Raw genomic sequence first — 21,385 nt, forward strand, 5'->3', positions numbered from 1 at the left:
AATCTAAAAATCTGGCGTACCGCTTGCTACAACACGGTACGCCACAAAGATTAATGATGATTTGTGTTGATTTATGCCACCACCAATTCATCAACTTGTTTGCTCATCACATCGGTAATTTGCACCACTTTGGGGCTGGCACGCTTGGCAGTCAAGCCCAGCTCTTTCATCAAATGGTCGTCATTACTCATTGATGAATTGGCGGTGGTCAAAAGTTTGTCGCCATAAAAGAATGAATTTGCCCCTGCCATAAATGCCAACGCCTGTTCACCGTCTGTAAGACTTTCTCGTCCAGCAGAGAGCCGAACCACGCTTTTGGGACAACAGATTCGTGTGACGGCAATCGTTCTAATCCATTCAATGGTGGACAATCGTCCTTCTTCTAAGACTTTATCGCCAAGCGGTGTTCCCTTGATGGGAACTAACAAATTAACAGGAATGGACTGTGGCGGTATGGGCATTTGGGTTAGCTCATAAATCCAGTCTATACGGTCTTGACGGCTTTCGCCCATTCCCACAATAGAACCTGAACAGACATTAATCCCAGCTTGTCTGACATAATCTAGCGTCTGCAAACGCTCATCATAGGTTCTGGTGGTGGTAACGCTATCATAATAAGCACGAGAGGTATCAAGATTGTGGTTATAATAGTCAAGACCAGCATTGGCAAGGGTTTGGGCTTGATGGAGGCTAAGCATTCCCAAAGTCATACAAGTCTCCATTCCAAGTGCCTTAACCTCACTAATGAGTGTGGTCAAATAGGGCAAATCCTTGTCGTGTGGGTGTTTCCACGCCGCCCCCATACAAAAACGAGAGGAGCCATTGGCTTTGGCTCGTTTGGCTTCACGCACCACCTTTTCAATGGCAATCAGTTTTTCTGGGCTAAGCCCCACCTTATCCCTGTGATGACCTGACTGACTACAATAACCACAATCCTCTGGGCAGTTGCCTGTTTTGATGGAAAGTAGGGTTGAAATTTGCACTTCATTGGCAGGGAAGTTTTGACGGTGGATGGTTTGGGCTTGCATTAGCAAATCCATAAGCGGTAAGTCAAAAAGGTGAGCGATGTCCTGACGGCTGATGTTTGACATGATAATTTTTTAATCCAAAAAGTTCATTTTAATGATTTTTTTATGTGTTTACAAGTGTTTTTGTTGAAAATTGCGAATAAAAAAAACGTGGTAAAAACCACGTTTTTGATGTTTTATAATCCAATGTCATGTATGATTTCTCTGGCGGAGTTGGCGGCGGTTTTGATGTCGTGAAAAACCATGCCCAACTTAGAATCAGGGCGAGCCATGACAGTTAGCAACAGTTCATCGGTTACGGCGGTTACGATGACATAGCCTGCATTACTTTGAATCATGATGCTGTTTGGGCTACTGTGTGCTAAATTTTCAATCATGCGGTTGCCAACTGACAAAATAGCGGCACTCATCGCACCGATATGGTCTTCGTTTACGCCTTTTTTGAGTTGGGAAACAAGTGTCAAACCATCTTGTGAAATAAGAGCGGACGACTCGATTTCCAAAGAATCAATGTGTAATTGGTAAAGGACTTTTTCTAAACGATTGACATTCATAGGACGCTCCTAAGTGGGATTGTTGTTGTAAGCTTGCTTCATAATTGGTTATTGTATGGCAAACGGTTTTTGTGGAGATTAAGAGTGATAAAAATTAGTTATTGGATTAATTTAATTTTTTTATAAAAATCAATATCTATTTTTTAAAAAATCAATAGCTCTTTTGTCCGTATCATACGCTTATCTTTTTATTAATGCAAGAATTTTTTTGTAAAATAATTCATTATTTATCAAAAATTTAATTATAATATAACCCAACTTATCAATATATCTTATAATTTAATTTTTATTAAAATGATATGGTGGGTCTGATAACTAATGAAGGGTATTTGGTTTTTAAGAAGTATTTATTTAATCAAAAAAGCCCCCAAATGTGGAGGCTTTTTTATCGGCTAAGATTAGAATTTGTGGCTAACACCAATGCTATAAACGATTGGGTTGACTTCTAGCTCACCGATTTTGTTACCGTCTAGTTTAAGATCGGTTTTCAAATCCACATAACGCACGTCTGCAAACACGCCCCATGGAGATTTTTTGGGTGAGTAGCTGATACCAACTTGGGCAGCAGGAGCAACAGTAGTGTCAGCTTTTAGTTTGGTGCCATCAGTTAGATACTCTTCGTATGGCACAAGTACAGTAGCACCAACACCAACGTTAGCACTTACGCCGCCAGCAAACTCTGGGGTGTTGTATTTGAAAGTAACGGTGGGTGGCAAGTGTTTAAATTTGGCAATTTCTGTTTTGTCGTCACCAACTTTTACGGTGTGCTCAAATGGTGTAGCAAGCAGTAATTCGGCAGAGAATGGGCTAGTACCAAAACGATAATCAAAAGATGGTAGCAAAGCAGCTTCACTGCTAACTTCGGCTTTTGTCAAGTTAGTGTTGATGTCTTTGTCAGCGGTTGGGTCAAGATAGCCAACACCTGCTTTAAAAGTTAGGTTTGCTGACGCACTGCTGGCAACAGCAACAACACCTGCCACAAGAAGAAGTTTTTTAAACATGGGATATACCTTTATTTATTTATGTTGTTTACCTAAATTAGGTATTTGGCAACAGTTGCCAATGTGTATTATACTCCGCTAAGAGTGTAACTGCAAATTTGTTTTGTATGATTTATATTAATTATATTAATCATCAGTGTGAAACAGTAAAAAAAGCTCGGTGATGTTGTCTTCTAGGGCATTGACCATCTGAACAAGAATTTCTTCATCTTGTACATCGTTCATCTCTTCATCAATGCCAGAGAGCATAATCATGGGTAATGTCAACGTTGCTACTTCTTCTTCGGTTTCGGGGTCATCAAACCAATCAACATCTTCATCTGCGTACATTGCATCAACAAAGCCAATTGCCCACGCTGTCAAATCACTATCTTCGCCAAAGTCAATCGCTTCTTCGCTAGCGTCAAAAGGTAGCTCGATGGGTTCTTCGGCTTTTAGGGTGTCATAAAGCTCATTTTTCCATGCGGTGAGGGCGTGTTTGATGGTATCTGGCACTTTTTTATCATTGCCTTCAAAAAAGGCAGAAAGCCAGTTGGGTGAGGGTTTGCCGACTACGGTAGCAGTCAAAAATCCATGCGAAGCGATGGCATCAAGCCCAAATTCGTTGGCGTCAGAATCTAGGTAATCTAATAATTCGTCTTTGGTCATGCAATTTCTCATAAAAAGGGTTTGTATTGATAGTCAATAAAACCATACTAAGTCAAGCTGTCAAAATGACATCATAAAAACTTAGTCATGAAAATTAATCATCAAAATCATCGTCAAAATCGTCATCAAACTCAGCAAAATCATCTTCGTCTTCTAGGGCTCGTTTGAGTTTGTTGAGGCGTTGTTCTTCAAGTAGTGCGTCAATTTTGAGACGTTTTTCAAGTGGTTTGGTTTTGCCTTCGTCTGCAAGTTCGGCATCGGCATCATCATCAAAATGGTCGTCATCAAAATCATCATCAAGACCGCTCATGATAGCTCCTTAATTTGTGTAAAATATCATTAAAACTTTAAACCCCTTATAAAGGTTATTGGTCAATTTGTCAAGTGTTTTTTATTCAGATAACAGTACAGTATCACGCACAGTTTGTAAATGTGTGCTGATGGATTCACTCACCTTTTTGATGTGGCGACTTTCACGTTCACCCACTGTCAAGGGGTCTAACAGTTTGCCCATTTCAATGTGTTTGGCAAGTCGTACTAAGGTTGGTTCGCTGATGAGAATGAGTGGGTTTTCACGGTGTTTTTTGGCAACGGCCACAATGGCGTCTTTTTGATGAATATCGCTGACCAACGCTCGGATTGGTAAACAAAAGCGTTTTAATTCACGGTGTTTGTCATAGACGATTTGGTTGAGCATGAGCATAAGTTTGGCAAGCATGACAGACGCTGTGGCAACTTTGGCTTGGTCGTTGGTGGCTTTTAGGGTGATGGTTGTGCCTGTGTCAGTATAGGGGCTGACGTTGTCTACAACCACACCTGCCAGTAAAGGCAATGCTAGCAATTCTTTGGTGGCTTTGGTAAGGAGTTGTTCGCATAAGGCAAAATAGGCGGATTTGTTGTGTACGCCTAGTGTGCCAAGTAAGCTGTTAGGGTCTTCAAAGTTGAGCTGTACCAAAATGGTGGTATGCTCATTTTCTTGGTGTTCTGGGGTGGTTGCTTTTTTATCCGTTGGGGTGATTTTGTCCAAATTTGGTTTGATAAGATCACCCACTTTGAGTGGTTTGTCGGTTTTGGGGGTAATGTCATGTTTGGTATCAATCTGTAAATGGGGCGACAAAATGCCATTGGCAAGCAAACGATCACGCACATCATTGGCAATCTCATCGGTCAAGGCTTCATCTGGACGAGCAAAATAACCATAGATAAGCCAAATGATGATGTGCAATGTCAGTACACTCAAAAAAAACACCCAGTTTTCGGAGATGATTTTGGCACGACTGACAGTTGGTGTCTGGATAACGATATGCCCCAAGACTTTGTTGCCAGATGTTAGGGTGTGTTTTTGGCGATGACCGTTGTTGGTCTCTTGTCCGACTGGGACGATGAGTGTTTCTTTGTCATCATAAATGCCCACAAATTCTAGCGTGTCATGCTTGATATATCGGTCAGCAATGACACTCATACTCACCCTATCCATTGTGCTAAGTGGGGCGATAAGCTCTTCGGTGAGCCATGTCATTTCTTGCTCTGCACTTTTTTTGTAATGTTCGGACAGTTTGTAATCTTGACTGATGACAAAAAATAACAAGTGCAAAAACAGACTTGCCAAGATAATCATGGCAAAATGTCCTTGTCGTGGAGCAGAGTAAGTCATGGCGTTTTATGTTTTGTAATTGTGGGGTGATAATTTTATCATTTCATCTAAAAATACACAAAATATATTAATGAGAAAATATCATTTTTTTAAAATAATCTCACGCAACTGATGCAGACAGTTTGCCAAAATGTTACAATAGGCTTAGTATTGGTGTTCATGGTAAAATATACTGATATTTATTTTTAATAGCACTTTTTAAACACAAAAATGGATTGAATGATGACAAACGTTTATGCTCTACCCAATAACAGTCAGGCATGGCAAAACGCCTTAGACCAAGTAGCTCACCTGTTGCCTGCAAATGCTGATGGCAAGATTTTAATGCAATTGCCGATTTTTGCGGTGGTGGTTGTGGTCAACAACCAAGCAAAAGAAGCTCATTTTTCTGTTGATGAAGCGGTGCAGGCGTGGGTGGATACCCAAATTGGCTGGCAAATCAAAATTGTGTATGATGATGAAGTTGCCAAAGCCAATGCTCACAAGATTGAGACGGACGAGACGATGTCTGATGTGTCGGTACATCGTTATTTGCTTTTACCCACCGACAACAAAGAGATGACCTCCCAAAGACGTGATGCGGTTGCTCATATCATTGACGAACAGTTGACGGTTTATCTTAAAAAACAAATCAAACCTGCCTGCTCCTCATTTGGGGTTGATGAGCATGGACAAATCATAGAGGATTTGCCAAAAGAAAAACGTACTTGTGTGGATGTGCATCTTTTATCCATTGCTCAGTTGCTACAAACCCCAAAACTTGTATGTTTTGATATGGATTCTACACTTATTGAGCAAGAGGTTATTGTAGAGCTTGCCAAAATGTGCGGTGTATCGGACGAAGTGGCACACATTACCGAGCGTGCCATGCGGGGTGAGATTGATTTTGCCCAAAGTTTTGCCCAAAGGGTAGCACTGCTAAAAGGCGTGAGTGTGGACGTGGTTGATGACATCATTGCCAATCATATCACCTTCCAAAAAGGAGCTTTTACGCTTATTCAAGCCCTAAAAGCTCATGGTTGTCATACCGTCTTGGTGTCGGGTGGTTTTGTGCCATTTGCCAAATATGTCGCCACCACGCTTGGCATTGATGAATATTATGCCAATCCTTTGCTGACCGATGGAGACAGTTTGCTTGGCGAGATTGATACCAATATCATTGATGGCAAACAAAAAGCCATTATCGTCAAATCGGTTGCTCGCAAGCTGGGTCTTGACATGGGACAGGTGGTGTGTGTGGGTGATGGGGCGAATGATTTGCCAATGATGGACATTAGCAACATCGGTGTTGCCTATCATGCCAAACCTATCGTACAGGCTCGTGCAGATGTAGCGGTAAACATCACAGGGCTAGAAGGTGTGCTGTATGCGATGGGTCAGCGTTTTGATAAAGTATAAGTCTTAGGAAATCGTGATGAAATTGTCAAACATCAAACTACCAAACATCAAACTGCCAATCATCAATGTCAACACTGACCCATTAGATGCCATGCTGTACGGTCTTGGGCTAAGATTGGCGTGGCTTGATAATCATAATGACGAAAAATTTAACAAAATCATCGCTGATAAAAACATCGCCATTTTGTTTCAAAGCGATGGCATGGCACGCTATTATCGTTTTCAAGATGGTCGTTTTGGGCAGGCAAGCGGAAAACCCAAAGAGGCGGATTTGACCATTGCTTTTAAAGAATCGTTGGCAGGGGCAAAACTTTTGGCAAAGGGCGATTTGGCAAGTTTGATGAGTGCTATCCAAGATGGCGATGTTGTGGTAACGGGCGACTATAAGCTGGTGATGTGGTTTGCAAGCCTTGCCAAATATGCCGTTGCCACACCCAAAAAATACGAGCCTTATGTGGATAAAGTCAAACCCTACCTTAAAAAAGCAAAAAGAATCTTAAAAAAGTAACAGTTATCTCACCAAGTTTAAAGGAAAGTACATGTTTCATTTTAATGACCAAACGCAGTTTTTAGATAACATCACAAGTCTTGCCAACACGTACCTTGCTCCCAAAGTAATGGAGATTGACCAAGGTTATTATCCATTGATGGAATTGGAAAAACTGGGTAAAGCAGGGTTGTTTGCACCACATTTGAACGAATATGACAACCGTTTTGATTTGGCGATTTTGGCAAATGCCAATGTGGGACGTGTGTGTGGGACGAGTGCTTTTGTAACATGGTGTCATCAGGTCATGGGGCTTTATCTTGATCAGTCGCAAAATACTTCCTTAAAATCGTTGCTTGATACACACAAAGTGGCTGATACGTTTGGAGGAACGGCATTGTCCAACCCCATGAAGTCGTGGGCGAAAATTGAGCCAATGATTTTGACCGCCAAACCTTGTGATGGTGGTTATGTGGTGTCTGGTACACTCCCTTGGATTAGCCATATCGCTCCCCGTCAGTATTGTGGTGCGGTTGCCAAGATAGATGGTGCTGATGACGAAGTGTTTTTTGTGCTAAGTTTTGATGATGATAGAATGGGGCAATGGCAACTACATGAATGCCCTGATTTTAGTGGCATGCAAGGCTCTGGTACGTTACGCATTGAGCTTAATAACTATGTCGTACAGGCAAGCCAAATCATCGCCAGCCCCTGCAAGGACTTCATCACTCGCATTCGTGGAGCATTTGTACTTATGCAAATGGGTATTGGGGCTGGGGTCATTATGGGGGCAATTGATGATATCAAGCAAGGCACGGCGGTGAGCAACGCCTTTTTGGAAGATCAAGCAGGCACATTGTCGGTTGAGCTAGATAGATTGGTGGCAAAAACCATTGCCCTTGCCAAAACACCCTTTGAAACGCACAAGGATTTCTTTTTGGACGTGCTAAGCGTGCGTGAACAGGGAGCATTACTTGCCCTAAAAGCCACCCAGTCAGCATTACTTCATCAAGGAGCAAAAGGTTATGTCATGAGTGCCAGTCCTCAACGCCGTGTGCGTGAAGCTCATTTTGTGGCGATTGTAACCCCTGCCATCAAGCACATTCGCTATCTATCTCATCAACTGATGGGAGAGCCACAAGTGAAGCCGATTGAGTTTTTTATTTAAAATTTGAACGTTTGTACGCAATGTTATGATAAATTTACATATTATTACCATATAGAAATATCATGGTAATAATAAGTCGTTACAATGAAATTACTTATTGAATAATAAAGTCAAATTTCACAACCTCATCGGAGAATGGTCATGAAATATGTATTGTCCCTTTGTGTCATGACATTGGCGTGTATGGCGTATGCTAATGACAAGCCAAGCAATGCTGAGCAAGCCATGCGTGAATGTCAAGCAATGGCTGATGCCAACACCAACCGCGCTGCTTTTGATGCGTGTATGAAGGCAAAAGGATTTGAACGCCCCAAATCATAATGGCACAATACACCAACGAAATACCGCTCAATTGGAGCGGTATTTTTTATGTCATACAGGTGTTTTGATGGTGGCTTTGGCGATGATTTGTCCGTTTTCGGATAAATGCAAAACCAGCTCGCCTGCATCATCTTTGATGATTTGCCAATCGCCATCTGCCTTAGGGTTGCCATTGATGGTAATGCTTAGGCTTTTATTTTTTAGGCGTATCATGGGTGGAGTGTGGGCATAGCCGTCATGGGGCAGTCCTAGCACTTCATGGGCGATGGCGGTTGCCTGTGGACGGTGGGGAGCAACATAGCGACAAGGCATACCGTCAATACCAATACAGTCGCCCAATGCATAAATGTCAGCAACGCTGGTTTGTAGGGTGGTGGGATTGACTGCGATGCCTGTACGTTTGTCAAAATCTACGCCCGCACGGCTTGGCAATCTTTCATCAACCATCAGTCCTGTGGCAACGATAACTTTATCAAAACATAAAGGCGTGATAGTTTGTGTATCACAATCAAGCAGGGCAATCTCATAACCCTTATCGTTGACTGATACGCCCTGAATCATGCTAAATCCAAGCCAGTTAATGCCTAGATTTTGTAGAGCGTTGAGTAGTCTTTGACTGGCAATTTTGGGTAAAATGGCGAATAGCGGGTGTGGATTGATATCAATCAGGCTAACTTGATGACCTGCATTGACCAAATCTTCGGCAAGCTCCACCCCTACCATGCCCGCCCCTACGATGGCAATGCGTGAATTTGGGTTGAGTTTGTTTTGTAAATCGCTAAATTTATCCAGATGGTTGATGTGCCACGCTTTGTCTTTGTCAATGGTGGGTGGATAAGCAGGGCTGGCACCGATGGCAAGCACCAATTTGTCATATTGGACTTGTCCACGAGTGGTGGATAGGGTTTTGGTGTGGCTATCAATGTTGGTTACGAAAGTGTGAGCCAGTAGTGTGATGGATTTTTCTTGGGCAGACTGTTCGCCTGTCATGCGTACCAAATCCGTGCGAGTTTTGCCCTGTGAGAAGGCAACAGAGAGCATGGGCTTGTGATAGCGGTCAGCACTGTCGCTACTGATGAGTGTGATGCTCACGTCTTTGTCAAGTGTGCGAATGGCGTCAACCACTGCCCAACCTGCAAGACCTGCTCCGATGACAACAATGCCTTTTTGGTTGCGGTCAAATACGGTATGTGTGATGGTTTCGTTTGGCTCTTCGTAGGGTTCAAAGTCGCTTTTCTTAACACCGCATAGAGGGCATTCCCAGTCGTCAGGAATGTCCTCAAAACGTGTGCCAGCAGGCAAACCGTCTTCTGGGTCGCCCAATGCTTCATCATAGATATAACCGCAGGCACGGCAGATGAATTTTCTAAATGGGGTGTTTTTGTCAGTCATGATTTATTTGAAACTGCAAATCAAATGATGGTTTATGTTAAGTTAAAAAAGGGTAACAGTTGTTACCCTAAGGTTGATTACCAGCCTTTAACCACACCGTCTTCTTGAAATTGGGCTTTGGCTTCGGCTTCTACTTCGTCAGATTGGTAGGCTTGAACGAAGTTTTTGACAGCATCGGAGTCTTTGTTGTCGGTGCGAGCTACGATGATGTTGACATAGGGTGAGTCTTTATCCTCAACAAAAACACCGTCTTTGGCAGTTAAGCCAACCTGCCCAGCATAGGTATTGTTTACCACCGCCAAATCCACATCATCTAACGCACGAGCGGCGACAGAGGTGTCCACCTCTTTGATTTGTAGGTTTTTGGGGTTTTCAACAATATCAAGTGAAGTTGAGAAAAGATTGGTGTTGTCTTTGAGTTTGATAAGACCTTGCTTTTCAAGCAAAATCAAAGCACGAGCCAAGTTTGAAGGGTCGTTTGGCACAGCCACGACTGCACCGTCTTTAAGTTCGCTGATGACTTTGATTTTTTTGGAGTAACCAGCCAATGGATAGACAAAAGTGTTGCCTACGATGACAAGGTTGTCAAGTTTTTTCTCTTGACTGTCTTTATCAAGGTAGGGCTTGTGTTGCATGGCGTTGGCATCTAGGTCGCATTTTGAGACGGCGGTGTTGGGTAGGGCGTAGTCATTAAACTCTACGTATTCTACCGTCAAGCCGTATTTTTCTTGGGCGACTTTGGCAGCCACTTCGGCAACTTTATGTTCAGGACCACTCATCACGCCCACTTTGATTTTGTTTGGGTCAGATGGTGGGCAAGCGACAGCGGTAGTTTCAGTTTTGGTTTCTGTCTTGGTTTCGGTTTGGGCAGGCTGTTTGTCGCCACCACAACCAACCAAAAACAAGGCAGAGGCTAGGGCAGTTGTGCCAAATAATTTGTTAAAAGTCATGGTAAGTCTCATAAAAATAAAAACACTTTATTAAAACATACTCTTTTTTATTATTCAATCAATTTTCATCAAATGTATCGTGATTGTTGTGTATGGGTTCATAAAATGCCATTTTGTTGGTTAGACTGTCGGCATTTTTTAGGTCTCTGATGTTCTTTTGAATGGTGATGACGGCAAACAAACTTAGGCAAAATGCCATGCCATAAAAGCCTTTTTCACTCGGCAACAGCGTAGCATTCCAAAGTCCAACACTCACAAGTATCACCGCCACAATCAGCACCGCCCAGCTGAGCATATAATACAGTCCAGACACAGGGATATTTTCTTCTTTATCTCTTACTACTTTTTGTAGACTGATGGCAGAATAAAGACCCAAAAGCAACACTGTAAAATAATAACCCTTCTCGTTGAGCATCATTTGGGCATTCCAAAGTCCGATTAGAAACCCAAGTACGCCCACACCCAAAACCGCCCAAGATGCCCCGATATAGGCCGAAGTTGGTCTATTTGTCATCATTAATCCTTAAAAAGTGTCTTTTGGGTATTTTATCATAATGCCAAAGGGCGATGTTTGGGTATTTGTTATGTTTTGTGAATAAGTGTTATCTGTGGTCAAAACGCTGTGCCAACATATCTCCTATCTTTTGACAAATCATCACAATCGCCACGATGATGATGGTGGCTATCCATTTGACATAAACCATGCCACGATGTTCGCCATAGCTGATGGCAAGATTGCCAAGACCACCCCCACCGACCACGCCTGCCATCGCCGAATAGCCAATGAGTGAGACGAGGGTAAGTGTGATGGCGTTGATGAGTATGGGTAGACTTTCTGGCAGATAGTATTTGCTGATGATTTGCCAGTTGGTCGCTCCCATAGCGTGAGCTGATTCGGTAAGACCTGTGGGGATTTCGGCTAGGGCGTTGGCACTTAGCCTTGCCACAAAAGGAATGGCGGTGATGGCAAGTGGTACGATGGCGGCAGTTGTGCCAAGTGTCGTTCCGACAATCATACGAGTAAAAGGTAATAAAATGATGAGTAAAATGATAAATGGCACAGAACGACCGATGTTAATGAGGGCATCAAGTAAGACAAAAAGTGGTTTATTTGCCAAAATCTGCCCTTTGCCTGTCAAAAACGCCAAAAATCCAAGCGGTAATCCCACCAGTACGGAGATGGCGGTGCTTGCCAATCCCATATAGATGGTCTCATGGGTGGACTTGGCGACCATTTTCCACATTTGTGGTGTTATCTGCCCTAAAAAATCTTGGTATATATCATGCATAGCCAAGCACCTCCGTATCTACATGATGTTGGGTTAAAAATGCCAATGCTTCATCGCAGGCGTGCGTGTTGCCAATCATTTGAGCGATGGTGATGCCAAACTTGACACCGCCCACATAGTCCATTTGTGATGTTAAGATATTGAACGCAACATCAAACTGGGAGGTTGCCTGTGAAAATAAAGGGCTGTCCACCGAATTGCCTGTAAACTCAAAACGTATTACAGGGTATGTGTCAATCGTTTGAGTGGGGCTTAGGGTCTGCAAGAATTTATCAGGTAGGCTAATGTGAAAAGTTGAGCGAATAAAGTTTTTGGCAAGATTGGTGATGGGATTGGCAAAAATCTGCCCTACCGTGCCTTGCTCAATGAGTTCGCCTTTGTCAATCACTGCTACTTTATCACAAATGCGTTTGACCACATCCATTTCGTGTGTGATGAGTAAGATGGTAACATCAAGCTCTTTGTTGATTTTTTTTAACAAATCCAAAATTGCCCCAGTCGTGGCGGGGTCTAGGGCAGAAGTTGCTTCATCGCACAGTAGGACTTTGGGGCTTGTGGCTAAGGCACGAGCGATGGCAACGCGTTGTTTTTGACCGCCTGACAAACTGGACGGATAGGCGTGATGGCGGTCAGACAAGCCTACGAGTGCCAAAAGTTCGTTTACTTTTTGGGTGATGGTTTCTTTGGGGGTGTGAGTAAGTTCAAGAGGTAGGGCGATATTGTCAAATACGGTGCGAGAGTTAAGTAAGTTAAACTGCTGAAAAATCATGCCAATGTTGCGTCTTGCATTGATAAGACCTGCGTTGTCTAGGGTCATCAAATCAATACCATCAACCAACACTTTCCCTGTGGTGGGACGTTCTAGGAGGTTGACACAGCGAATCAGCGTGGATTTGCCTGCCCCTGATGAGCCAATGATGCCAAAAATCTCTCCCTTTTCTATGGTTAAATTGGTGGACTTTACGGCGGTGAACTCGTGGGTTTTACCGTCTTTTTTGGTAATAAAAGTTTTGCTAACGTCTGTTAGAGTTATCATAAGTGGTATAAATTTGGGAAAATTAGTCATTATACCATGAAATGATGAGGTTGATTACTCCGTTTTTTGGGCTTGGGGGGCGGTATTTTTTGCTTTGATGGGTAACACCACCAAAAAGCGGGTTTTGTTTTCCCATGTATCGGTACTGATATTGCCACCATGTGCTTCTACGATTTGGGCAACAAGCGATAACCCAAGTCCTGAACCTTTTTTCTCCTGTTTTAGGCGAACAAAGGGACTAAAAATATCCTCACGTTTGTCCACAGGAATGCCTGCCCCTTCGTCTATCACTGCCAGCACTGCAAAGTTGGGTTCTAATTCTTTGGGGGTGTTTTTGCCCTTTTTAAAATTCATGCGTTTTAAGAAGCTATTTTTGACGGTGGCTTCGTTGTCATTATCCTTATTGCGTTTTGGTTTGGTGTTGTCTATTTGGCTAGCAATGTCGGTCAGACTGCTTGGGATAAGTGTGGCTTGCTCCATCGTCATGGCGTGGTATAGATAGACGGTGATGGGGGGCGTGCCATGAATCATGGCGTTGTTGAGAAGATTGCGTACCAGATGAGTTAGGAGCTTGGGTTGAGCCATCATTTTGACAGGCTCGGCAAACAAAGTTGCTTGTGGATAATGTTGACATTCGTTCTTGATGAGTTCGTACAAATCAACTTGTTCAGCATTTTGTAGGGCGTGCCCTGCGTCTAGGCGACTGACAAGCAAAATACTCTCTACAAGCTCATTTAACCCTGTCAAATCACGATTGATGGCGACCGCTCTTTTGTCAAATTTGGCTTTATCAACATCATCAAGTTTGTTTGCCAACATATCCATCATCTCGATTTGTAAGCGAATGCGAGTGATGGGTGTGCGAAACTCATGACTGGCATGGGCAAGAAGTAGACTATTGGCATTGATGAGTCGTTCTATTTTTTGGGCGGATTGGTTAAAACCATGAGCCAGTACAGTGATTTCGTCATTGCCATGTTCACTTACTCGCACGCTAAAATCACCTTCACCCATTTTTGCCATCTGCTGACTAAGCTCATTGATTCGCCATGTGATGCTGTGAGCGATCCACCATAGCACTGCCGACATGATAATCAGCAGTAACAAGGTACCTGTAAATAGGTTTAGCAGTCCCATAAAGGGCGGTTCTTTTGGCGGGTTGCGACTTTCGTACCAAATCAGATAGCCTGTATCGCTTGCCATGATGGTGTGGCGAGGACTCATGCCAATGAGTGCAGGGGCGATTTCTGAAAACCATGATGGCTTTTGGCGTAATTCGGGGGGTAGGTCGCTGTTTTGGGTTTGGACGATGAGCCGACCTTGTGAGTTGTAAAGACCGATTTTGGCGTTGAGACTTTCATCAAAAATATCAAAAGTTTTTTTGACAACTGCCAAGGTAAAACGGCTTTGTAAGTGATTGCCTTCGGCACTTTGTTGGTTGGCTTCTATTAAAAAGGGTTCAATCTGGGTCAAAACTTGGGTGGCAAGCGATTTGGTTTGGACGCTGTCGGAGTTGTGATGGACGATTTGGGCGAGCAAAACCATTGCCAACGCAAAAATAATCAATGCCAAAAATACATTGGTAAAAAGTTGAGCAAATAGCGAGTGCATACCAAAGCTTTGGGCGGTTTTTGGAGAATGACCGTCTTTCATGAGTGATTTTAATTAAGCAAAAGAAAGGCAGGGGGCAAAACCCCCTGTTGGTTGTGTTATAGTTGGTCGGTGGCAAATTGATAGCCGACACCACGCACGGTGATGATGCGTTTGGGTTGGCGAGGATTGTCCTCAATTAATGCTCTAAGGCGTGAGATATGTACATCAATGGCACGGTCAATGTTGTCAGAGCTGTCATCGTTTGGCATGGCTTGCCAGAGCTGTTCACGGTTTAGCACTTTGCCAGCATGGGTAGCAAAATAATGCAAAAGTTGGAATTGATGGGTGGTTAGACGCACCAGTTTGTCATCAATGGTAACTTCGTGGCTGTCAGGAAATACTGTCAAACGTCCAAAGGTTAGACTGCCTGAGTTGGTGTCAGCTTGGTTGGGAGTCTCATGACGGCGTAGCACCGCACGGATACGAGCAAGCAGTTCACGTGGTTCAAAGGGCTTGGCGATATAGTCATCTGCCCCCATTTCAAGTCCTAATACACGGTCGGTGGTGTCGCCTTTGGCGGTGAGCATGACAATGGGGACTTTGTTGATTTGATTGTTTTTTGAGCCACGCACTTTTTGACATACCTGCATACCGTCCATGTCAGGAAGCATCAAGTCCAATATCATCAAGCTAATGTCTCGCTCTTTGGCTTCCAATAAATCAAGTCCTTCTTGGGCAGTGGAGGCGTGATGTACGGTATAGTAGTTCATACTCAGATAATCACTGATAAGCTCCGCCAAATCTGGGTCATCTTCAATCAACAAAATCTGTTTGCTCATAAAGTTTTGCCTAATGTTAGGTTAAGAATGCTATATCTTGCCAACATTTGCTAGATTTGGCAAGGGTTAAATTGTTATTTAATTAAAAAAATTGTGAGAATTTTTCCCATTTTATCGTCAGTTTACAAAAGTTTTGTAAATAATGTTGCTATGAACGTTGTCATCGGGTTATTTAAGTCGCACCTTTTTTCCTTGTGCAGTTTTTGGTAAATCTGCCAGTACCACAAGCCCTGTCAAACTGACACCGTGTATGAGATAATGGTCGCTTTGGGGGTGGTATTGAATGACTTGAATGGGCGTAAGGTATAGGCGTTCGTCTTGTTTGATGACCCACATCTGAGCGTGAATAGGCGTAGCAGGCTTGAAAGGAGGGTGTTGTAAATCACTCAAATCCATCGGTTCTAATTTGTCATCAAAAATAGCAAATGCAGGCACAAGCACGCCAACACTTTTTTGTCCATAATTGACATGACCGCTCACTCGTTCGCCAAGCGTAAGCTGTGCTTTTTGGATTTCGCTGGGTTTGATAACGACATGGACATTTAGGGTGTTGGCGATGAGCGGATCAGGCACAACCTGCTCTATCTGCCCACTGAATGTTTTGGCATTGTCGGTGTTAAAATTGACCGCACTACCTATACTCAAATACTCTTTAAAATCATGAGGTAACACACTGATGAATTTGAGTTGGCTGTCATCAATGATGCTGATGATGGGTGTGTCTTTGGGGTAAGTTTGCCCTTGGTTGTGCAAATAAATGGTGTGTACACGTCCAGTGTGTGTGCTTAGGATTGGTACGGCTCTTTGTGTGATGGTGGATTTGGTTTGATGAATGTTTTTTATGACATCGTCTTTGTCGCCATGTTCGTCATCTACACTTTGAGTGTACGGACTGTGATTGATGAATGTGTTATGATAAAATAAAGCTAATTTGTCGCCCATCTCAACCACATCGCCAATTTTGACATAGAGTGTGTTTAGACTTGCGGTTTCTGGTAATAGTACATCGCTTTGGTTGATGGGGGAAATGACACCTTCTAAGCGAAAGCTGGGCTGATACAGTTCGGATTTTATGCCCAAAATGTGTGCTTTGGTGAGTGTGATGGATTGGTTATCTATGGTGATTTTGGCGTTGTCTTGGTCGGTTGGGGGTAGTATTTTGAGATTGCCATGTACCAGACCATCTCGTTTGGATTGGTTGTCAAAACTGTCAAGGTCTGTAACCTTGACAGTGGCAGGCTGGCAGGCGGTCAAACACCACAAAAATAAGACAAATATCAAACGAAACATAAGAAAAATGTGTAAGAAATTTGTTATATTACCATATTTTGCCCAAAAGTTTGCTATAATAGCCAAATTTTAGTCCACTTATTAAGACTGGCTTGTTTTTTATACCATTCAATCTTAGATTTATCAAAAAATACTGGTAAATTTTGCCCAAATGTGATAAAAAGCAAGTTAGGCTTTTATTAACTAAAAACCAACTTTTAATCTCGTTTTACCACACACCTTTACCAAATCTATGTGGTTTGGTAAATCTTTCAAACATGAGGAAATATCTTGTGAGTGAATTTGCCGGTCTAAAAGTCATGATTATTGACGACTCTAAAACCATTCGCCGTACTGCCGAAGCTCTGCTCCAAAAAGAAGGTTGTGAAGTTATCACAGCGGTTGATGGTTTTGATGCTCTCTCAAAAATCGTAGAAAGCAACCCTGACATTATTTTTGTAGACATCATGATGCCACGCCTTGATGGCTACCAAACTTGTTCTATGGTCAAAAACCACCCAGAATACGCCCAAAAACCTGTCATCATGCTATCCTCAAAAGATGGTCTGTTTGACAAAGCTCGTGGACGTATCGTTGGTTCAAATGAGTACTTGACCAAACCATTTAGTAAAGAAGATTTGTTTGCAACCATTAGCCGCTATCGCTAATTTGGGTTATGTGATTTTTGTAAATCACCAAATCATATAATCGGAGAGAATAATAATGTCTAAGATATTGGTTATTGATGATTCACCAGTAGAGATGACACGATTTCGTGAAATCTTGACAAAATATGGCTTTGAAGTCATCGAAGCTTACAATGGACACGATGGTTATGCCAAAGCAGTACAAGAGCTACCCGATGTCATCTTGATGGACATTGTTATGCCTGAGATGAATGGCTTTCAAGCAACCCGCAAAATCACCAGAGACAGAGCGACAGCTCATATCCCTGTGGTGATTGCCAGTACCAAAGATCAAGAGACTGACCGTGTTTGGGGCAAGCGTCAAGGTGCAAAAGAGTATTTGACCAAGCCTGTTAATGAAGATGATTTAATGCGAGTGATTCGTGCGGTAATGGAGTAAAACGTGGCTTCTTCGGGCTTTATTGAGCTATTGCGTCTGGCTGACCTTGCCAAAGCACGTGCGACAGGTCGGCATGATGCGGACTTTACACAATGGTTTGGGGTGGCGTTTGAAATCGCAGGTGAGCGGTTTGTTGCACCTATGGGGGAAGTGTCGGAGATTTTGGCTCTGCCAGAGCTGACCCCCATTCCTTTAACCAAGCCTTGGCTTTTGGGTGTGGCGAACGTACGTGGTCGTCTGCTCCCTTTGGTGGACTTGGCGAAATTTTTGAGTTTGGAAAGTAGGCAACGCCTAAAAAGCCGTAAAGTCATGGTGGTAGACCAAGATGGTGTGTTTTCGGGTATTTTGGTAGACCAAGTGCTAGGCATGCTCCAATTCACCGCATCAGACTACGAAGCTCGTGCCTTGCCCGAAGATTCACCATTTGCTCCATACAATCATGGGGTTTTCGTTAAAGATGGTAAGGAGTGGTTTGTGGTCATGCCATCTTTATTATTTGCCAATGCTGATTATTTAAATGCCGCGATAAATTAGTTGTTGGTTGATTGTGTGATAATACGCAAGATTTTTAAATTATTGATTCAATCCAAAACCGCCTTTGGCGATATTTGGTTGTTGCATTTTAAAGGAAAAGTACAATGAGTAATGCCAATACAGCATTGACAGCAATACCGCAAACTGCCGATGAGAGAAAATGGTGGATTGTGCTGGTTTTGTTTGGCGTCATTTCTACAATCAGCTTGGTTTGGCTGGTGGTGTCTTTACTTAGGGTTACTGATTACCTAAGTGATGTAAACCAATTGGAAGTCAGCTCCGCCAATATCGTCAAAAGTGTCAATGATGCGACATTTTCACGGGATTTTGAAGTTACTAAATCCGCTTATACCAAACTTGCCAACGATGTCCAAAGCTACGAAGGGGCTTTAACTCGTTTACAAAAAGGTGCATTGATTGGTAGTGGCGACATATTTGACGAAATCAGTACGCAATGGCAAGCCAAAAAATCCAGTGTGGATTATATTGTCAAACACCAAAATGATGTTAATGCTTTACAAGATGTCCAAAAGCAGGTCAAAGACGCTACTGCACAAATGCAGGATTATTATGCCCAAATCACCGATCAAGTTGTAACCTACCGAATGCCTGCTACTACAGTGCGTGAGATTCAAGCTCAGGTGCTAAGACTAGAAAAAATCAGCCAATCCATTGAGGATTTGACCACAACAACAGACGCCAACCCTGAGAATTTTAAAGCTCAGGTTGCCGAGTTTGCCAACACATTAGTCAAACAACAAAACGCTTTTGGCAACGTAACGCCAGCACTCCAAAATGTAGACCGCACTTATCAGCAGATGATTGCCCCTGTGATTTCTCAGTTGGTCAATCTAAGCAATCCTGCCATTCAATCTCGCCAATCCGCCCAAGAGTTGAGTGATTTGGCAAGTCTGACCCAGCAAAGACTAGCAAATGTGGATAGAGGCATCATCAGCCAAAAGAGTATTTTGATTCCTGCCATTTTGCTGCTTATTGGTCTGTTGGCAGTGGTTCTAGCGTTGTTCCAACTCTTTAAACAACGTAGTGATGCCGAGCGTCTCATCAGTGAAAAAGAGACCATGCGTCAGCGTCAAGAAATGGAGCAAGAGTCAGCACGTGCCAGACAAATCCAAGAGGATAACGAACGTTCACAAATGGCGATTTTGAGATTGCTTGGCGACTTGGCGGAAGGTGACTTGACTGTTAATGCTACTGTATCTGAGGACTTTACGGGGGCGATTGCTGACTCTGTAAACTTTGCGATTGACCAGCTGCGTCAGTTGGTACTTGCCATTAACACCACTGCTGACCGAGTTGCCCAATCCTCACAACAAACCCAGATGACGGCGGTAGAACTTGCCGAAGCCTCCGAACACCAAGCCCAAGAGATTGCAGGTGTGTCGGCAGCGATTAATGAAATGGCGGTGTCTATTGACCAAGTATCAGCCAACGCCTCCGAATCAGCAGCAGTTGCTCAGCGTGCGGTTGTTATCGGTCAAAATGGTGCGGACGTTGTGCAGCGTTCTATTGAGGGCATGAACACCATTCGTAACCAAATCCAAGAAACCTCCAAGCGTATTAAACGTCTGGGTGAATCATCACAAGAGATTGGTGATATCATTGGATTGATTAATGACATTGCTGACCAAACCAACATTCTAGCCTTGAATGCTGCGATTCAAGCATCGATGGCGGGTGAAGCAGGTCGTGGTTTTGCGGTTGTTGCGGACGAGGTTCAGCGTCTTGCGGAACGTTCAGCAGCCGCAACTCGTCAGATTGAAACGCTTGTTAAGACGATTCAGGCGGACACCAACGAAGCGGTATCCTCAATGGAACAAACTACTGCTGAGGTTGTAAAAGGTGCAAAACTTGCCAAAGACGCAGGTGAGGCACTAGACGAAGTACAGACCGTATCACACACGTTGGCAGATTTGATTCAAAACATCTCAAACGCTGCTCGTCAGCAAGCGACATCAGCAGGTCATATCTCTAGTACGATGAACATTATCCAAGACATTACCTCTCAAACCTCATCAGGTACGATGGCAACCGCTCGCTCGGTGGGTCGTCTAAATGAGATGGCGGCTGCCTTGCAAGAGTCTGTATCTGGCTTTAAGTTGTCAGATGATGATGTGTTTATTGAGCAAAAGCTATAAACCCAATAAGCGGTATTGTAGTGTGATTTTACGGTATATGAAACAACCAACCACAACAAGGATACAAGCTTGATAAATTTATCCGCATGGCAAGAATATGTTGAGAGGCGTTGTGGTTTTGTGTTGCCACCATCACAGCAAAGTTGGTTAGAATACACCATTGAATCTGTCGCCAAATCATTGGAAACCGATGTTAATTATCTGTACATACAAGTATGTCGTGATAAAGAGATTGAACAGTTGTTGTTTGATAGACTGTTGATTTCTGAAACCCGCTTTTTTAGACATCAAGAATCGGTAGATTTTGTACTTAAAAAGTATGATGAGCATCGCCTAAACCAAAAAAGAACGCCCATACTTCGTGATTTTAGGGTGTGGAGTGCAGGTTGTTCGGCAGGTCAAGAGGTATATTCGGTGGCAATGGGCATGCAGATGATTAGCGACAGTGTGTCAGAGCCAGCGTCATATATCGTGTCGGGTTCGGATTTGAGTCAAAAGTCTCTCAAATCTGCTCAAACCGCCCAATATCTTGACAAAGACATCAAGGGCGTACCAATGCGTTATCGCCATTATTTGCAACAGGTCAAGGTGGATAATCCAGAACAAGAATTTGTGCTTGGGCAACCAAAAGTATGGCAAGTATCCCAAAAAATCACCAAGCAATGCCATTTTTTTTGGCAAAATTTGTTTTTAAAACCCCCGCTTGATTTGCCTTTGCAAAATATCATTTTATGCCAAAATGTGTTGATTTATTTTCGTAAGTTTGACCAAAGAGACATTTTAAATTATTTTGTTCAGCATTTAGATGTCGGTGGTTATTTGGTGCTTGCACCAAGCGAAGTGATGTTTTGGCAACATCCAAAAATGAAAAGAGTGGACAACATTTTTGTCAATGCGTGGCAAAAAATAGAGCATTAAAATACAAAAGACTTCGTGATTGTATTGTATTAAGTGAGATAAAATGGCGTTTGCCATTAGATTA

Annotated in this window: 23 protein-coding genes; 9 read left to right on the plus strand and 14 right to left on the minus strand. The window is 43.0% G+C overall.

Annotated features, from left to right (window positions below; all coding sequences use genetic code 11):
• Nucleotides 1-71: 71 nt before the first annotated feature.
• The 6 genes from bioB to MOB01S_RS01955 form a co-directional block, all read right to left on the minus strand.
• Nucleotides 72-1,091 (minus strand): biotin synthase BioB, encoded by a 1,020-nt coding sequence (bioB, locus tag MOB01S_RS01930; protein WP_066800785.1) that lies wholly within the window; start codon nucleotides 1,089-1,091, stop codon nucleotides 72-74.
• Between the two features lie 113 nt (nucleotides 1,092-1,204).
• Nucleotides 1,205-1,582 carry a roadblock/LC7 domain-containing protein gene (locus tag MOB01S_RS01935; protein WP_066800788.1) on the minus strand — a complete coding sequence of 126 codons (378 nt, stop codon included), beginning with the start codon at nucleotides 1,580-1,582 and terminating at the stop codon, nucleotides 1,205-1,207.
• 398 nt (nucleotides 1,583-1,980) lie between these two features.
• Nucleotides 1,981-2,583: an OmpW/AlkL family protein gene (locus tag MOB01S_RS01940; RefSeq protein ID WP_066800792.1), complete on the minus strand. Its 603-nt coding sequence runs from the start codon at nucleotides 2,581-2,583 to the stop codon at nucleotides 1,981-1,983.
• 126 nt (nucleotides 2,584-2,709) lie between these two features.
• Nucleotides 2,710-3,231, minus strand: coding sequence for a YecA/YgfB family protein (locus MOB01S_RS01945; protein ID WP_066800795.1), 522 nt, complete (start codon nucleotides 3,229-3,231; stop codon nucleotides 2,710-2,712).
• Nucleotides 3,232-3,325: 94 nt separating this feature from the next.
• Nucleotides 3,326-3,541 (minus strand): PA3496 family putative envelope integrity protein, encoded by a 216-nt coding sequence (locus tag MOB01S_RS01950; protein ID WP_066800798.1) that lies wholly within the window; start codon nucleotides 3,539-3,541, stop codon nucleotides 3,326-3,328.
• An 81-nt stretch (nucleotides 3,542-3,622) separates the two neighbouring features.
• The gene (locus MOB01S_RS01955) at nucleotides 3,623-4,885 is read right to left on the minus strand and encodes a hypothetical protein (RefSeq protein WP_157073867.1); all 1,263 of its coding nucleotides are present in this window, start codon (nucleotides 4,883-4,885) and stop codon (nucleotides 3,623-3,625) included.
• A gap of 222 nt (nucleotides 4,886-5,107) precedes the next feature.
• Here MOB01S_RS01955 and serB point away from each other — a divergent pair, with 222 nt between their 5' ends.
• The 4 genes from serB to MOB01S_RS01975 all read left to right on the plus strand — a co-directional run bounded on the left by serB (nucleotide 5,108) and on the right by MOB01S_RS01975 (nucleotide 8,259).
• A complete protein-coding gene (gene serB, locus MOB01S_RS01960; protein ID WP_066800805.1) occupies nucleotides 5,108-6,283 on the plus strand; it encodes a phosphoserine phosphatase SerB in 1,176 nt (391 codons plus the stop codon).
• A 16-nt stretch (nucleotides 6,284-6,299) separates the two neighbouring features.
• On the plus strand, nucleotides 6,300-6,791 hold the full coding sequence (locus MOB01S_RS01965; protein ID WP_066800809.1) for a hypothetical protein: 492 nt from the start codon (nucleotides 6,300-6,302) through the stop codon (nucleotides 6,789-6,791).
• 31 nt (nucleotides 6,792-6,822) lie between these two features.
• A complete protein-coding gene (locus MOB01S_RS01970; RefSeq protein ID WP_066800811.1) occupies nucleotides 6,823-7,938 on the plus strand; it encodes an acyl-CoA dehydrogenase family protein in 1,116 nt (371 codons plus the stop codon).
• A 141-nt stretch (nucleotides 7,939-8,079) separates the two neighbouring features.
• Complete coding sequence (locus MOB01S_RS01975) at nucleotides 8,080-8,259, plus strand: hypothetical protein (RefSeq protein ID WP_066800814.1); 180 nt, start codon at nucleotides 8,080-8,082, stop codon at nucleotides 8,257-8,259.
• A gap of 51 nt (nucleotides 8,260-8,310) precedes the next feature.
• Here MOB01S_RS01975 and MOB01S_RS01980 read toward each other — a convergent pair whose 3' ends face one another.
• The 8 genes from MOB01S_RS01980 to MOB01S_RS02015 all read right to left on the minus strand — a co-directional run bounded on the left by MOB01S_RS01980 (nucleotide 8,311) and on the right by MOB01S_RS02015 (nucleotide 16,648).
• Nucleotides 8,311-9,651 (minus strand): FAD-dependent oxidoreductase, encoded by a 1,341-nt coding sequence (locus tag MOB01S_RS01980; protein WP_066800816.1) that lies wholly within the window; start codon nucleotides 9,649-9,651, stop codon nucleotides 8,311-8,313.
• A gap of 77 nt (nucleotides 9,652-9,728) precedes the next feature.
• A complete protein-coding gene (locus MOB01S_RS01985) occupies nucleotides 9,729-10,601 on the minus strand; it encodes a MetQ/NlpA family lipoprotein (RefSeq protein WP_066800818.1) in 873 nt (290 codons plus the stop codon).
• Between the two features lie 58 nt (nucleotides 10,602-10,659).
• Nucleotides 10,660-11,115 carry an inner membrane protein YiaA gene (yiaA, locus tag MOB01S_RS01990; RefSeq protein WP_066800820.1) on the minus strand — a complete coding sequence of 152 codons (456 nt, stop codon included), beginning with the start codon at nucleotides 11,113-11,115 and terminating at the stop codon, nucleotides 10,660-10,662.
• 88 nt (nucleotides 11,116-11,203) lie between these two features.
• Complete coding sequence (locus MOB01S_RS01995; protein ID WP_218016061.1) at nucleotides 11,204-11,890, minus strand: methionine ABC transporter permease; 687 nt, start codon at nucleotides 11,888-11,890, stop codon at nucleotides 11,204-11,206.
• Entirely contained in the window at nucleotides 11,883-12,926 is a 1,044-nt protein-coding gene (gene metN, locus MOB01S_RS02000; RefSeq protein WP_066800821.1) for a methionine ABC transporter ATP-binding protein MetN, read from the minus strand. The genes MOB01S_RS01995 and metN overlap by 8 nt, the downstream gene beginning before the upstream one ends.
• A 54-nt stretch (nucleotides 12,927-12,980) precedes the next feature.
• Nucleotides 12,981-14,579 carry a sensor histidine kinase gene (locus MOB01S_RS02005; RefSeq protein ID WP_066800824.1) on the minus strand — a complete coding sequence of 533 codons (1,599 nt, stop codon included), beginning with the start codon at nucleotides 14,577-14,579 and terminating at the stop codon, nucleotides 12,981-12,983.
• Nucleotides 14,580-14,635: 56 nt separating this feature from the next.
• Nucleotides 14,636-15,358 carry a response regulator transcription factor gene (locus MOB01S_RS02010; protein WP_066800826.1) on the minus strand — a complete coding sequence of 241 codons (723 nt, stop codon included), beginning with the start codon at nucleotides 15,356-15,358 and terminating at the stop codon, nucleotides 14,636-14,638.
• 168 nt (nucleotides 15,359-15,526) lie between these two features.
• Complete coding sequence (locus MOB01S_RS02015; protein WP_066800828.1) at nucleotides 15,527-16,648, minus strand: efflux RND transporter periplasmic adaptor subunit; 1,122 nt, start codon at nucleotides 16,646-16,648, stop codon at nucleotides 15,527-15,529.
• A gap of 299 nt (nucleotides 16,649-16,947) precedes the next feature.
• Here MOB01S_RS02015 and MOB01S_RS02020 point away from each other — a divergent pair, with 299 nt between their 5' ends.
• The 5 genes from MOB01S_RS02020 to MOB01S_RS02040 all read left to right on the plus strand — a co-directional run bounded on the left by MOB01S_RS02020 (nucleotide 16,948) and on the right by MOB01S_RS02040 (nucleotide 21,321).
• Nucleotides 16,948-17,295 (plus strand): response regulator, encoded by a 348-nt coding sequence (locus tag MOB01S_RS02020; RefSeq protein WP_439646412.1) that lies wholly within the window; start codon nucleotides 16,948-16,950, stop codon nucleotides 17,293-17,295.
• A 55-nt stretch (nucleotides 17,296-17,350) separates the two neighbouring features.
• Nucleotides 17,351-17,713 (plus strand): response regulator, encoded by a 363-nt coding sequence (locus MOB01S_RS02025; protein ID WP_066800832.1) that lies wholly within the window; start codon nucleotides 17,351-17,353, stop codon nucleotides 17,711-17,713.
• A gap of 3 nt (nucleotides 17,714-17,716) precedes the next feature.
• Nucleotides 17,717-18,247 carry a chemotaxis protein CheW gene (locus tag MOB01S_RS02030; RefSeq protein ID WP_066800835.1) on the plus strand — a complete coding sequence of 177 codons (531 nt, stop codon included), beginning with the start codon at nucleotides 17,717-17,719 and terminating at the stop codon, nucleotides 18,245-18,247.
• A gap of 104 nt (nucleotides 18,248-18,351) precedes the next feature.
• Nucleotides 18,352-20,403 carry a methyl-accepting chemotaxis protein gene (locus MOB01S_RS02035; protein WP_245639979.1) on the plus strand — a complete coding sequence of 684 codons (2,052 nt, stop codon included), beginning with the start codon at nucleotides 18,352-18,354 and terminating at the stop codon, nucleotides 20,401-20,403.
• A 69-nt stretch (nucleotides 20,404-20,472) separates the two neighbouring features.
• On the plus strand, nucleotides 20,473-21,321 hold the full coding sequence (locus MOB01S_RS02040) for a CheR family methyltransferase (protein WP_066800838.1): 849 nt from the start codon (nucleotides 20,473-20,475) through the stop codon (nucleotides 21,319-21,321).
• Nucleotides 21,322-21,385: the final 64 nt, after the last annotated feature.

The sequence above is a fragment of the Moraxella oblonga NBRC 102422 genome (assembly GCF_001598275.1).
Lineage (GTDB): Bacteria > Pseudomonadota > Gammaproteobacteria > Pseudomonadales > Moraxellaceae > Moraxella > Moraxella oblonga.